This window comes from Actinomadura sp. 9N407, assembly GCF_044326315.1.
In the GTDB taxonomy this organism is placed as follows: Bacteria; Actinomycetota; Actinomycetes; order Streptosporangiales; family Streptosporangiaceae; genus Spirillospora.
Genome location: NZ_JBIRAW010000011.1, coordinates 15,335 through 27,936, shown reverse-complemented (window position 1 = coordinate 27,936; position 12,602 = coordinate 15,335). Strand labels below are relative to the sequence as shown.

The window sequence follows — 12,602 nt, the reverse complement described above, 5'->3', positions numbered from 1 at the left end:
CCCACCTCGACGCACTCGGCATCGAGCACTCGCCGCTCATCGAAGCGACCCTGGGCTGGCTGCTGGTCTTCAACGACCCGGACGGGCTGGAGATCCACCTCTACACCTGGGCCAGGCACGGTATCGACCACTCGGCCCGTCCCGGCTACGGCCGCCAGACCGAAACGCCCGAATGAACCGAGCCGTCTCGGGGCCAGGTCCGCCACCGCCTGGCCGGTCAGCGCGTAGGTGATGTCCATCAGCCCCTCCCGCTGGAGGGCAACGGGCTCTGTGTGAGCGTACTGCGGCGGTGAACAAGCCGCCGAGCGCTGGGGCGGTTGGGCGATGCGGAAGGTGTCGAGACAGTCGAGCAGTCGCTGGGTGCGCAGCACACCCACCGCGGGTCTGAGGGACGTACATGGGTGACGCCGTTGTGGCAGGCTGCCGCGCTCGCGGCCGAAGCCGAAGATCGCGCGCGGAAACCGCTTGCGCAATGGTCAAGAGTCGTTGACCATTGGGCGCGTGGCTACCGATGATCTTCCCGAGACCTTTCATGTGACCACGGACGAGCAGCTCCGCGCCGTCTCCAACCTCACGCGTCACCGGATCATGGCCGTGCTCCGCTTCGAGCCGGCGACGATCACGCAGATCGCCAAGCGGGTGGGCCTGGCGAAGGGAAGCTCCAGCTATCACGTGCGGCTGCTGGAGCGCGCCGGGCTGGTGAAGGTGGTACGGACGCGGAAGGTGCGAGGGGTCACCGAGCGGTACTACGCGATGGCCGCGCGCTCGATCGTGCTGCCGGATCCAGGGCCCGGGCAGCCGGACGTGCTGCTGCGCAATGCGGTGGCGGACCTGGAGGCGGCGCCGGCCGACGGTGAGCGGTACGTCCGGATGGCGCATCTGCGGCTCACCGAGGAACAGTTCACGGAGCTGGGGGCGCGGCTGGAGGCGCTGGCGGACGAGTACCGGGAGCTGTCCGATCCTTTGCTTCCGGACGCGTCGCTGACGTTCGCGCTGTTCCGGCCGGCTCCGCGTCAGCAACTCCAGGAAGATGCTGAGTGACCCTGAATCCGACCAACGCCGCCGCGAAGCTGCCGACCGGGTTCGGACGACTCTGGACCGCGCAGACGGTGTCCTCACTCGGTGACGGGGTGACCCATGCGGCGCTGCCGCTGCTGGCGTTGACGTTGACGCGGGACCCGATGGCGCTGGCCGCCGTCACGGCCGCCGGGACGCTGCCGTGGCTGCTGTTCGGAGTGCTCGGTGGTGCGCTGGTGGACCGCTGGGACCGCCGGCGCACGATGTGGGTCGCGGACGCGGCGCGTACGGTGCTGCTCGCGATGGCGGCAGCCGCGGCCGTGCTCGACATGCTGAGCGTCGGGCTGCTTGCGACCGTCGCCTTCCTGCTCGCTCTCGGCGGACTCTTCTTCGACACGGCCGCCACGGCCTATCTGCCGGATTTGCTCGGCCGCGACCCCGCCCTCCTGCAGCGCGCCAACTCCCGCCTGCGCGGCACCCAGACCGCCGCGTCCGGCTTCGCCGGGCCCCCTGCGGGCAGTGCGCTGCTCGCGCTCGGACGGGTGGCCCCGCTCCTGGTCGACGCGGTGTCGTTCGCGCTCTCCGCACTGCTCGTACGATCACTGCCCGCCGTGCCGCGTCCGGCCGCACAAGCCCGCGAATCGCTGCTCCGCCAAGCGCGGGCCGGGGCCTCCTACGTCTTCCGGGACCGGCTGCTGCTCGGCCTCGCGCTCCGCCCGGCCGTCGGGAACATCGCCTTCCTGGCCGTGGAGACCGTCTTGGCCCTCTTCGCGCACGAACGCCTCGGCATCGGCGCCTTCGGCTTCGGCCTGCTCCTCACCGCGGAGGCCACCGGCGGCCTGCTGGGCGCGGGCATCGCGTCCTTCCTGGGCCGGCGACTCGGCACCGGAACCGCGTTGACCTGCACGGCCGCGGTCGAGGGCCTTGCCGTCCTGGGGCTCGCCGCCGCCCCGAACCCCTACGTGGCCGGGCTCGCGCTCGCGGTCTGCGGCGCGGGTATGGGCGCGACGATGGTGCTCGCCCCCTCTGTGCGGCAGGCGATCGTCCCGGCTCACCTGATGGGCCGGGTCGCCTCCACCTCCCGCATGCTCGCCATGTGCGCCGCCCCCTTCGGCGCCTTGCTCGGCGGCTGGCTGGCCACCACCTACGACGTACGCACACCGCTCTACGCCGCAGCCGGTGTCCTGCTCACCATGACCGCCGTCACCGCGACCATGACGAGTAACCGCCGCATCGAGACGGCGCTGCGCAGCGCGGCTTCGGCCGGCGAGCCGGTTCCCTCCGGATCCAAGGACCCTGTCCGGGAGCGTGAACCCGAATTGTTGTGACGCTTCCACGGTCGAACTGCACCGAATGCTCGTCACCGTGCTCATCGGATCTGCCGACGCCTGGACGCCCATCCCGCTTGCCGCTGACAGGGCTCCCAGCCACAGGGTTCTCGGCTCACCGCTGTGCTCACTGGTGACGGTTGGAGCCGAGCCGTACCCATGCATCCGGGGCTTCGAGGCAGTCTGTGGAGCCGGGGCGCAGGCCCGCGTAGATCAGGCAGTGCACGAGGGCGTTGCCGGAGGCGAAGCTCGCCAGCACCTCGCGGGCGGTGGAGTCGGAGTCAGGGTCGTAGCCGGGGTGCAGGCCCCAATAGACGGCGTTCCACAGTGCGCTGCGGCCATCACAGAGAGCATCGAGGTCACCCGCGCGGCTGGCCAGCTCGTATACCACCTGCGGCGAGCCTTCCTTCGCGGCCACGTGCAGCGGGGTATCGAACTGCCACAGTTCGCCGAGGGGATCGGCGCCGGCGTCCAGGCGGCGGCGGAACCTTTCTGGGTGGGTGAAGTCGCCGTGGATGATGCCCGACCAGTTCGCCCCGCCTTCGGTCATGCCCCATTCCCCTCGGTCCGGAAAGCCTGCCTTGATCGCGCCAAGCCGGGGGTACCGCGAAGCGTGTGGAGGATGGCGGTCTCCTGAGTGGTGTCGCGGAAGAGGGGCGGGCCCTCTGTGAGCGGGTGCAGTACGGCGCGGGCCGCGGCGTGCGGCTCGGGCCACAGCGCGGCCTTCAACGCGGCGGCGAACCAGCCGCGCATGGCGGCGGCGTTCCGCTCGTCGTTGCTCAGCTTGGACCGCGCCCGCGGGTCGTTGAGTGCTCCCCCTGCCTGACGTGCACGATCCAGCCAGGAGCGGACGTGTGTGCCGAGTTCGGAGTCGGGGGAGACGGTGACGGGCTCGCCGCGCTCGGCCGCGGCGACCGCCTCGGCCAGGCCCGGGGTGCCGGCCAGATCCAGGAGGGTGGCCAGGCGCATCGTCTCGCGCGCAGCGACCGCGCGGAGCAGGTGCGGCGGGGCGGCCTTGAGGGCCGCGACCATGGCCGGATCGGTGGGGCCATAGGCCGGCGAGGGCGCGGCAGCGCAGAACCAGGGTTCGATCTGGGCGGACAGGATTTTTCCGGCCAGGGCGTTGGGGTGCGGGACGGCGCCGGTGATCAGGCCCGCCAAAAGGAAGGCCGCAACGTAGGCGCCGGAGACGTAGTCGTCGTCTTCTGCGTCGGGGTCCAGGCCCGCCGGGCGCATCTTGCCCAGCAGGCGGTCGGGCTCGGCGCCCCAGCGTTGATGGGGCCAGGTGGGCTCGAAGCCGGTGACCAGCGTGCCGTCGACGGCGTGACCAAAGCCGTGGCTGGCGTAATCGTGGCGTTGCACCGAGACGGCCTCGGTGCCCCGCGACAGCGCCGTCAGCGGCTCGACGAGCGAGCCTTGAAAGCCGTTGGGCTCCAGTAACACCGTCCAAACGCCGAGGTTCAGCGCGAACGCGAAGTCCGGGTAGCCGGCCTCGTAGGAGTGGTGCGCATCCCAAGCCTCCTGCAGGGTGCGGGGGTGCAGCGTGTCCGGGAGGGCGCCCAGGCGCGAGAGCGCCTCGATCTCGCCGACCCCCTTGATGAAGGTGAGACAGAAGATCTCACCGAGCGTTTCCACCCATGCGACGTCGTCGTGCGTCACCTCGAGCATGACCCCCTCCGAAAGGTCGGTGGCATAGCCCGACGAGAATGACAGCGGCCACTGACAAAGACTGAGCCCTTTCAGACGTGGTGGACTCGCGTAGCTGGAGGGTGTGGATGGCTTTGGCGATGCGGCCGGCGCGGAAGGGGCAGCAGCGTAGCTTGCGCGGGATCCGCCGAGAATCTCGGGCTGGGCGAGGACGTCGCCGCGGTGTACGACTCGGACCGGACCCTGGGCCATCATCGGATGCTGATCCGCCGGCGTAGCGAGGTCGTGTCGGACATTCAGCAAGACCGCCGTCGTCGTCACCGCGAAGTCCGCCGCGCGCAAGGTCTTCGGCCTCGCCGCCGCAGGCGTCCGTCTCACTTGACCTCTTGCGCGTCAGTCCGGCAGCCAGTGCAGTTCGTGCGCCAGGGTTGTGGCGACGGCACGGATGCGGCGGTGCAGCGGCGACTGCTCGCGTGGGAGGACCAGGTGGAACGTCAAGCTAGGCGCGCCCCGCAGCGGTCGCCAGGTGAGACCAGCCGGTTGCGCCCTGACCGCGGCTTCTCCGGCCGGGGCGAGGGTGGCCCCGTCGCGCAGGTCGCGCTGAGACATGTCGAAAGAGACTGCGGGCGTGTGGAATCGGGGGTGTGGTCGGGTGTCTCGGAACAGTGCGGACAGCTGATCGTGGATCACCGGGTTGGCCGCACGGTCCGGGAGTCGCAGCGGATACGCGGCCGCGTCGGCGATCTCGATCTCCGGGTGTTCGGCCAGCGGATGATGCTGCGCCAGCTGGACTCCGACGCGCGCACGCCGCAGCAGGAACCGGCGCACGCCACGGCCCGGCTGTTCACCGCGGGTGATCCCGGCATCGATGCGGCCGTCGGCGACCGCGGGGGAGATCTCCGGTGTCGCCATCGGGACCGCGCCGACATCGAGTCCGCTGTTGCCGCGAATCAGCCTGTCGACCAGGGCCGGTGCCGTCTCGGCCCCGGCGCTGAGGCTGTATCCGATGCGCAGCGTGCCCAGTTCACCGGCCGCCGCGCTCCGGGCGGTGTCCCATGCCCGGTCCAGCGCCGCCAGCGCGGGCGGCGCGGACTCCGCCAAAGCCGCACCGGCCGTGGTCAATACGACGCTACGCGTGTTGCGGACCAGCAGGGCCGTACCGAGTTCCGCCTCCAATCGGCGCATCCGGGCGCTGAGTGCGGGCTGTGCGATACCGATCCGTGCGGCCGCGCGGGTGAAGTTCAACTCCTGCGCCAGCACCAGGAAGTACCGCAGGCTCACCGTATCCGGCGCCACGTGCCCTCCCCGCCGATTGATAACGATCCGTTCTGAGTCTATCCAGTATCGGTCTTTCCCTCGACCGCATATCAAGCCCTAACCTGCGCATATGACGATTCGACCGGCCGCAGTACCCGTCGCCGGGATCGATCGATCCGAGTGCCAATTCGAAGTCGGACGTGTCCGGCCGAACACAGGAGGTTTCCATGGCTAAGGGCTACTGGGTCAGTGTCTACCCCGCCATTTCCGACCCTGAGAGGCTGACCGCCTACGACGAGCAGGCCGGTCCGGCCGTCCAGACTGGGGGCGGGCGCAACCTGGCCCTCCTCCCGTCCCGTGGCGGTCGAGTCGTCGCCCACGAGGCCGGAATCACGCAACGCGTCGTCCTGATCGAGTTCGACAGCTTTGAACAGGCCGTCGCGGCATACGAGAGCGAGGCATACCAGAAGGCGCTGGTGGCCCTCCCCGACGGCGTCGAGCGCGACTTCCGCATCATCGAAGGCATCGACTGACCGGCGGGCCCAGCCATTGCTGAGCATCCGTCACCTGATATGCACACGGTGCTGAACGACGACTCACGAGACGAGTTCGAAGCCATGCCCCGCGTCCCAGTTCGTCGTCGACGACCTCGACGGACTGATTCCTGCCGGGCGGATCGAAGAAGCGACGCGACGTCCGGGGCAGCTGGACGGTCTCGCTGACCTCTTGGGACTGTCTAGGGAACCGTGCAGACCCCTTGACCGTGGACGGCGGCCGAGGTCCACGGATACGAGACCCGGCCGCCAACCAAACCTGCACGACCGCTCGGTCACCGCGCTCATCTCGATCCATATCGAGATCGCCCAAGTAGGCATCCAGGCTTGTTAGTAACTGGTTACTACCTTATGCTTCGATCATGGACGCCAAGCGCAGTACGGCCGTGCTGCGGCGCGCGGAGGCGGTCGCGGCCGGCATGCGGATGTTCGCCGACCACGGCCTGACGATGACGGCGATGCAGCGGGTCGCGGACGAGATCGGCGTGTCGCAGCCCTACGTCTTCCGGCTGTTCGGGAGCAAGCAGGAGTTCTTTCTCGCCTGCCTGGACGAGTTGGAGGGCCGCGTACGCGAGGTGTTCCGGCAGGCCGCGGCGTCCTCCCCGGACGAACCGCTGCCGGCGATGGGCGAGGGTTTCCGGCACCTGGTCGCCGACGGGGTGATCAGCGGCCTGTGGCTGCAGGCGTGCGCCACCGCGCGCGCCGACGAGCAGGTGGCGGAACGCTGCCGCTCCCTCGTCTCAGGCGTCCTTGAGGAATCCGAGCGGTTGACCGGGGCGGCGCCGAACGACCTGGCGCAGTTCCTGGCCGATGGCGCTCTGGTGATGCTGTTGCAAGCACTGCGCGTGGACCTGAGCGGCGGGAGCCGCGCGGCCGTCGCTTCGCTGCACGCCGCCGTCGCCGTCGATTCGTCGCGTGTCGAGGGGACCGTTTCATGAATCCGCTCCTGCTGCCGATCATCGCCGTGCAAGGGCTGTGGGTGCGCTCGTCGACCGAGCGGCTTCCCCCGGCCGGCGGCCCGACCAAGGGGACCACCGGAGACGCGTCGGGCCCGCCCGTGCGCATCGCCGTTCTGGGCGAATCCACCGCGGCCGGTTGCGGCGTCGACAGCCACGACCACGGTTTCTCCGGGTGTCTGGCACGCGAGCTCGCCACCCGGACCCGCCGGTCCGTCGAGTGGGAGGTGGCCGGGCAGAACTCCGTGACCGCCCGCCAGATCCACCAGCGGCTCCTGCCCATGGTCGGCCGGGACCTGGACGTCGCCGTGCTCCTCGCAGGTGTCAACGACGTCCTCGCCCGGCGGGCTCCGGGCCAGTGGGGCGACGACCTCGCCGCCATCGTCGACGGCCTCGCCGATCGGGCCGAGCAGGTCGTGGTGGCCGGGATCCCGCCGTTCGAGGCGTTCCCGTCCCTTCCGGGTGCACTGGGCCGTTTCCTGGCCCAGCGCGCCGGCGTCCTCGACGAGGTCTCCCGGCAGGTGTGTGCCGGACGGCCACGGGTGAGCTGGATCGGCTCCGCCGACATCATGCCCATCGGCCCGGATTTCTTCGCCCGGGACCGCTTCCACCCCTCGGCGTCCGGTTACCGCCTGTGGGGCCGCTCCGTCGCGGACCGACTCGCGCTCTGAGCCGGCCCGGACTCGCGTTATGAGCAGCTGTGGCACGAGCGTTGAGTATCTGCACTCATGCGCGCGGTGCACGGGGCGTAACAGGCTGATCAGCATGAACCTGATCGATCAGCGAGTTCGGCCGCGTCCCGACGGGCAGCGGCCGGCTGCCCTGACTGTGGCGCACGTACTGCTGTGGGTGCAGGCCACCTTGTTCTCCGCTGCGTGGCTCATCCCGAACGGCTTCGTCGCTCTCATCGTGCTGGCGGAGGGCGTCCCGGACGATGAGGGCGCGGGCTGGCTGCTGGTCCCGGTGATCTACTCGGCGCCACTGCTGCTGTTGGCGGTGCCCGGGATCGCGCTCGCCGCCCGGTTCTCGCGAGGACGCGGGGTCGTCCGCGGCGGGATCGTCCTCTTCGAGGTCGTGCTGGGCAGTGCCTGCCTCCTGGTGATCCTCGCGGGTGCGGGAACGGGGATCGGAGTGATTTTCGTGCCGGTGCTCCTGCTGGCGGGAACGGCGCTCATGGGAGCGTATGTGACGGTCGTCCTCCTGGGACCGGACGGACGCGCGTACTTCCACCGCGAGCGCTCGGCCCCGTGAGCTGGAACTTCGCGCCGAGCGGCAGGCCGACGGCATCGCCGCAGCCCAACGCCGCCAGGCCGACGGCACGATGCTGCCCCGTAAGAAGCACATCGGCCGGCCCGCTCCGTCGGCCCCGCCGAGTTGGCCACCCTGCGCCGCCTTCTTCTGCTGCCAGGCGGGGTCCTTAAGGACGGACTGGACGAGCAGGGTGTTGATGAACACCAGCGCGGACTGGAGCAGGTGCAGGCAGAGCATGGACCCCTCCTGGTGCTCCTTGTCCTGCCGGGGATGGTGCCGACGCTGCCTTAGAACAGGTCGGTGTTGGCGGAGTTCCAGTTCTCCACGACCTGCAGGCCCTGGTGGATCCCCCGGCGTAGTGCCTCGGAGGCGATGTACTCGGCGACGAACACGCTCTTGACCGCTTTGCCGGGTTCCTCGATGGCTTTGCAGGTGGGGGAGCGGAGGGCCGGTCGGGGTCGGTGTGACGCGGTACGGCTGGTAGGAGCGGCGACCGCCGTGATTGTCGCGGGCCACGGTCCCGGCGATCTGGCCGTCCGGGGCGATCAGCCTCCAGGCGATGTCCAGCGGACAAGCCCCAAGAGCCAAGGGTTAACGCCATGTCCAGAACTGGCCCCGCCGACACCGAGCCGGAGTCCAGGTGGACCGCGTGGCAGACGGCCCTCACCGAGCCGCCATTCATCCCGGCGGGAGCGCATGCGATCATCGTGGTCCTGCGGCCCACCGGACGACCCGTCCTGTCAGGGATGCTCGTGGAGGACCCGGCGGAGGAAGCCGGCGGCCTGGCGGATCGCCGCGCGCGTGGCGTTGGTGTCGCGCAGCGCGTTCAGCATCATGAAGTCGTGCGTGATCCCGTCGTAGCGGACGGTGGTCACGGGGACGCCCGCGGCGCGCAGCTTGGCGGCGTAGGCCGCGCCCTCGTCGCGGAGCACGTCCGCCTCGCCCAGGATCACGAACGCGGGCGGCAGATCGGCCAGCTGCCTCAAGGTCGCCCGCAGCGGGGAGACGGTGATCTCGTCCCGGCGCTCGGGGCCGGGCAGGTAGGCGTTCCAGAACCACTCCATCGCCCTGGCGGTCAGGAAGTACCCGGTGGCGAAGTCGCCGTAGGAACCGGTGTCCATGGCCGCGTCGGTGACGGGGTAGTACAGGGACTGGTGGACGAAGCGGACGTCGCCGCGCTCCTTGGCCAGCAGCGTCAGCGCGGCGGACATGTTGCCGCCCACCGAGTCGCCGGCGACCGCGATCCGCTCGGGGTTCAGGCGGTGCGAGGCTCCTTCGCGGCCGATCCACTGGGCGGTCGCGTATCCCTGCTCGATGGCGACGGGATAGCGGGCCTCGGGGGATCGCGTGTACTCGACGAACACGACCGCGGCCCGCGCGCCGACCACCAGTTCCCGGATGAGCCGGTCGTGGGTGCCGGCGTTGCCGAGGACCCAGCCGCCGCCGTGCATGTACAGGACGGGAGGAAGGGGGCCGTCGATCCCCGCCGGGCGCACGATGCGGACCCTGACGTCGCCGACGCGGGCGGGAACCCTCACCCACTCCTCGTCCACCGGCGGCAGCTCGACCGGCCCGGATTGCAGGCCGTCGAGCACCTTGCGGGCGTCGTCGGCCCCCAGCTCGTACAGGAACGGCGGCGCGGAGGCGGCCTCGGCGAGCTCGCGGGCCTGCGGTTCCAGGACGACGCTCCTGGACGGCGGGACGCTCATGCGGATCTCCTTAGGGTTTGTGGCGCCTGGCCTGGGGCGACGGGCGCCAGGGCGTCGGAAGGCCAGGAGATGTGTTCGAGCTGGTGGCGGGAGGTGATGTTGAGTTTGGTGAAGACCTTGTGGAGGTGGTACTCGACCGTGCGGTGGCTGACGTACAGGCGTCCGGCGATCGCCTTGTTCGTCAGTCCGCCGCGGGCCAGCCTCGCGATCTGCTCTTCCTGGGGAGTGAGCTTTTCGATGGTGTCCGCGGTGCGCTTGCGGGCGGTCGCCTCGGTGGCCGGCAGCTCGCGTGCGGCGCGGTCGGTGAACCCCTTCATGCCCATCGCGGTGAACATCTCGGCGGCGGTGCTCAGCTGCTCGCGCGCCTCCGTCCGGCGCCGCTCGCGACGCAGCCATTCGCCGTAGACCAGGTGGGCGCGTGCGAGATCGACGCGCATGCGGGTACGCGCGAGCCGTTCGATCGCCTCGCGGTGGAGTCGATCGGCCTCCTCGCCTTCGCACAGCAGCGCCCGCGACCTGGCCTCGATACCCAGCGCCCAGCAGGTGCCGCTCGCCCGCGTGGTCTGGACGACACGTTCGAGCGCTTCGGCGGCGAGCCCGGGGTCGCCGCCGCGGACGGCCGCCTCGACGAGCTCGGCCGATGCCCAATGCGCCGGGAAGCCGGCGGAGTGGCGGGAGACGCCGGCGCGCTTCGCCGCGGCGGCGGCTTCGGCGTACTGGCCGAGGCCGTTGTACATCAGTGCTTTCAGCCGGTGGCTGATGGCCGATGTGTCCCCCACACGCTCGAACTCGTCGCGTTGTCCCCGCCACGCGGCGAGGGCGAGGGAGCCGCTCGCCCGCACGATGACGCCGTGGTCGGTGCGGGCATCGCTCGGGTCGGCGATCGCCTGGAGCTCCTCGTTCAGCGCCGCCGCCTCCTCCAGCCTGCCCTCGAAGAACAGACCGGTGGCGCGGATGCTCAGCGCGAGCGGGAGCAGGGCGACCGCGCCGTTCTCGCGGGCGAGACGCAGGTGGCGATCCGCCAGTTCACGGGACGCGCCGTCGTCCCACAGGGCCACGGCGACGATATGGGCGGTGGGGAGCCAGCGGAGCTGCTCCGCGGTGGGGATGTCCCCCTCGATGAAGGCGGTCAACGCCCGTCGCATTGCCGGTGCCGCGGTCCGTGCGTCCTCGGTGCAGAACAGCGCCAGCGCGTCGAGGAGGAGATCCGTGGGGCGGGGGGCGCCGGGCGCGGGCGGTGCCGCACGGGTGGCCGCGGCGACCTCTTCGACGCAGCCGCCGCCGCCCGGAGCCGAGCTGATCGCCATGGCCAGCGCCTGCAGATAGGTGTCGCGTGCCAGCCGTGTGTCCAGCGGTTCCAGTCGCCGGGCGGTGTCGAGCAGGACGGATGGGGCGGAGGAGCCCCGGTCGGAGGCCGCTGCGATCTGCGCGCGCAGGATTTCCACCTTGGCGAGCCGCAGCTCGTCCGGGGGCCCGCCCCGGGCCGAGGCCAGCAAGTCCAGGGCGGACTTCGACGCTCCGGCGAGGTGCTCGGCCTGCGCGGCGGCCAGCGCGCGTTCCGCCCGGTGCCGGGAATCGGGGGTGAGCGCAGTCGCCCGCTGCAGGAAGGCGGCGGCAGCGGCCAGGCCGCCGCGCGCCTGCGCGCGCCCGGCGGAACGCTCGAGCTCCGCGGCCACCTCCTCGTCGGGCTGCATGGTCCCGTGCGCGCGGTGCCAGGCGCGCCGGTCCGGATCGGTGTCGGCGTCGGTGGCCTCCGCGAGCGCCCGATGCGCCCTGCGGCGCTCGCCTGGGGAAGCGGCCCGGTACACCGCCGGGCGGAGGAGCGGATGCCGGAAACGCACCCGGTCGCCGACCTCGATCAGGTCGTCGTCGGCGGCGGTGACCGCCCCGGCGCCGATGCCGTCCCCCAGCAGCGACGCCGCGCGCCATAGCAGCGCCGGGTCACCGAGCGGCTCGGCAGACGCCAGCAGCAGCAACTGCCGCGTGCCGGAGGGCAGGCGCTCCAGCCGCCGCCGCAAGCCGTCGTCGATGCGACCGGTCAGCGTGCGCGCGGTCGCCGCCCCGAACCCGCCCGCCAGCTCGGCGTAGGGCAGTTCGCGTGGCAGTGCCAGCAGCGCCGGCGGGTTGCCGCGGGCCTCCGCGACGATCTGGTCACGTACCTGTTCGTCCAACGGGCCGGCGAGGGCGGCGTCCAGCAGCGCCCGAGCGTCATCGTCGGGCAACCCCGCGATCCGCAGCATCGGCAGAGCCGCCAGGTCGTGCGGCTCGGCGTCGCCGCGTACGGCGAAGACGCACATGACCGGCTCCGCGGACAGTCGGCGCGCGGCGAAGGCGAGGGTCTGCTTCGAGGCGCGGTCCAGCCACTGGGCATCGTCGATCACGCACACCAGCGGACGATCGCGCGCCGCCTCCGCCAGCAGGCCGAGCACGCCCAGACCCAGGAGGAACGGGTCCGGCGCCGTCCCGCCGCCGCGCCCGAAGACCGCGCCGAGGGCGTTGCGCTTCGGTTCCGGCAGGCGGTCCAGCAGATCCAGCATCGGCACGCAGAGCTGGTGCAGCGCCGCGAACGGAAACTTCGCCTCCGACGGCACGCCCGCCGCCCGCACCACCCGGCAGCCGGTGGCCGCGTCGATCAGATGCTCCAGCAGCGCCGACTTGCCCACCCCGGCCTCGCCCCAGAGCACCAGCGACCTGCTCTCGCCGGTGCGGACCGCCGCGAGCGACCGGCCGAGCGCCTCGCGCTCGGCCCGCCTGCCCAGCAACTCCGGGCCGGGCCGTCCGGCGGGGACCGCAGGAAAGGCCGATGTCTCGATCACGGCGGAAACGCCCCCTCTCACCTGAAAGGGAACCTACGAGCGCCAGCCGGTCGCTTGCGTCCGTAGG

Annotated in this window: 12 protein-coding genes and 1 pseudogene; 6 read left to right on the top strand and 7 right to left on the bottom strand. The window is 71.2% G+C overall.

What is annotated here, in order from left to right; all coding sequences use genetic code 11:
- Positions 1 to 501: 501 nt before the first annotated feature.
- Together ACH34Q_RS19085 and ACH34Q_RS19080 are read left to right on the top strand one after the other, a co-directional pair.
- Positions 502 to 1,041 carry an ArsR/SmtB family transcription factor gene (locus ACH34Q_RS19085; protein ID WP_395984311.1) on the top strand — a complete coding sequence of 180 codons (540 nt, stop codon included), beginning with the start codon at positions 502 to 504 and terminating at the stop codon, positions 1,039 to 1,041.
- Positions 1,038 to 2,345, top strand: coding sequence for an MFS transporter (locus ACH34Q_RS19080; protein WP_395984310.1), 1,308 nt, complete (start codon positions 1,038 to 1,040; stop codon positions 2,343 to 2,345). The genes ACH34Q_RS19085 and ACH34Q_RS19080 overlap by 4 nt, the downstream gene beginning before the upstream one ends.
- 127 nt (positions 2,346 to 2,472) lie before the next feature.
- Here ACH34Q_RS19080 and ACH34Q_RS19075 read toward each other — a convergent pair whose 3' ends face one another.
- The 4 genes and pseudogenes from ACH34Q_RS19075 to ACH34Q_RS19060 all read right to left on the bottom strand — a co-directional run bounded on the left by ACH34Q_RS19075 (position 2,473) and on the right by ACH34Q_RS19060 (position 5,273).
- Positions 2,473 to 2,895 (bottom strand): hypothetical protein, encoded by a 423-nt coding sequence (locus tag ACH34Q_RS19075; protein WP_395984309.1) that lies wholly within the window; start codon positions 2,893 to 2,895, stop codon positions 2,473 to 2,475.
- Complete coding sequence (locus ACH34Q_RS19070) at positions 2,892 to 4,013, bottom strand: DUF6461 domain-containing protein (RefSeq protein WP_395984308.1); 1,122 nt, start codon at positions 4,011 to 4,013, stop codon at positions 2,892 to 2,894. The genes ACH34Q_RS19075 and ACH34Q_RS19070 overlap by 4 nt, the downstream gene beginning before the upstream one ends.
- 76 nt (positions 4,014 to 4,089) lie before the next feature.
- Positions 4,090 to 4,179: pseudogene (locus tag ACH34Q_RS19065) on the bottom strand (IS5/IS1182 family transposase); the annotation flags it as partial.
- A 206-nt stretch (positions 4,180 to 4,385) separates the two neighbouring features.
- Positions 4,386 to 5,273, bottom strand: a complete 888-nt coding sequence (locus ACH34Q_RS19060) for a LysR family transcriptional regulator (protein WP_395984527.1) — start codon at positions 5,271 to 5,273, stop codon at positions 4,386 to 4,388.
- A 203-nt stretch (positions 5,274 to 5,476) separates the two neighbouring features.
- Between ACH34Q_RS19060 and ACH34Q_RS19055 the strand changes: the two genes are divergently transcribed.
- The 4 genes from ACH34Q_RS19055 (at position 5,477) to ACH34Q_RS19040 (ending at position 8,010) form a co-directional block, all read left to right on the top strand.
- On the top strand, positions 5,477 to 5,782 hold the full coding sequence (locus tag ACH34Q_RS19055; protein WP_395984307.1) for a DUF1330 domain-containing protein: 306 nt from the start codon (positions 5,477 to 5,479) through the stop codon (positions 5,780 to 5,782).
- Between the two features lie 383 nt (positions 5,783 to 6,165).
- On the top strand, positions 6,166 to 6,741 hold the full coding sequence (locus ACH34Q_RS19050) for a TetR/AcrR family transcriptional regulator (RefSeq protein WP_395984306.1): 576 nt from the start codon (positions 6,166 to 6,168) through the stop codon (positions 6,739 to 6,741).
- Positions 6,738 to 7,430: an SGNH/GDSL hydrolase family protein gene (locus ACH34Q_RS19045; RefSeq protein WP_395984305.1), complete on the top strand. Its 693-nt coding sequence runs from the start codon at positions 6,738 to 6,740 to the stop codon at positions 7,428 to 7,430. Before ACH34Q_RS19050 ends, ACH34Q_RS19045 begins: the two co-directional genes overlap by 4 nt.
- Positions 7,431 to 7,524: 94 nt before the next feature.
- On the top strand, positions 7,525 to 8,010 hold the full coding sequence (locus ACH34Q_RS19040; RefSeq protein ID WP_395984304.1) for a hypothetical protein: 486 nt from the start codon (positions 7,525 to 7,527) through the stop codon (positions 8,008 to 8,010).
- Between the two features lie 287 nt (positions 8,011 to 8,297).
- On the opposite strand, the gene ACH34Q_RS19035 is transcribed toward ACH34Q_RS19040, so the two are convergent.
- From ACH34Q_RS19035 to ACH34Q_RS19025, 3 genes are all read right to left on the bottom strand, one after another.
- A complete protein-coding gene (locus ACH34Q_RS19035) occupies positions 8,298 to 8,402 on the bottom strand; it encodes a hypothetical protein (RefSeq protein ID WP_395984303.1) in 105 nt (34 codons plus the stop codon).
- Between the two features lie 348 nt (positions 8,403 to 8,750).
- Positions 8,751 to 9,719 carry an alpha/beta hydrolase fold domain-containing protein gene (locus tag ACH34Q_RS19030; RefSeq protein WP_395984302.1) on the bottom strand — a complete coding sequence of 323 codons (969 nt, stop codon included), beginning with the start codon at positions 9,717 to 9,719 and terminating at the stop codon, positions 8,751 to 8,753.
- Complete coding sequence (locus tag ACH34Q_RS19025; RefSeq protein ID WP_395984301.1) at positions 9,716 to 12,535, bottom strand: AAA family ATPase; 2,820 nt, start codon at positions 12,533 to 12,535, stop codon at positions 9,716 to 9,718. Before ACH34Q_RS19025 ends, ACH34Q_RS19030 begins: the two co-directional genes overlap by 4 nt.
- Between the last annotated feature and the right edge of the window lie 67 nt (positions 12,536 to 12,602).

Excerpts from the sequence above, each read along its gene's own strand:
- ACH34Q_RS19030 (WP_395984302.1), bottom strand. The coding sequence starts at position 9,719 with ATGAGCGTCCCGCCGTCCAGGAGCGTCGTCCTGGAACCGCAGGCCCGC.
- ACH34Q_RS19075 (WP_395984309.1), bottom strand. The coding sequence starts at position 2,895 with ATGACCGAAGGCGGGGCGAACTGGTCGGGCATCATCCACGGCGACTTC.
- ACH34Q_RS19055 (WP_395984307.1), top strand. The coding sequence starts at position 5,477 with ATGGCTAAGGGCTACTGGGTCAGTGTCTACCCCGCCATTTCCGACCCT.
- ACH34Q_RS19070 (WP_395984308.1), bottom strand. The coding sequence starts at position 4,013 with ATGCTCGAGGTGACGCACGACGACGTCGCATGGGTGGAAACGCTCGGT.
- ACH34Q_RS19050 (WP_395984306.1), top strand. The coding sequence starts at position 6,166 with ATGGACGCCAAGCGCAGTACGGCCGTGCTGCGGCGCGCGGAGGCGGTC.
- ACH34Q_RS19040 (WP_395984304.1), top strand. The coding sequence starts at position 7,525 with ATGAACCTGATCGATCAGCGAGTTCGGCCGCGTCCCGACGGGCAGCGG.
- ACH34Q_RS19045 (WP_395984305.1), top strand. The coding sequence starts at position 6,738 with ATGAATCCGCTCCTGCTGCCGATCATCGCCGTGCAAGGGCTGTGGGTG.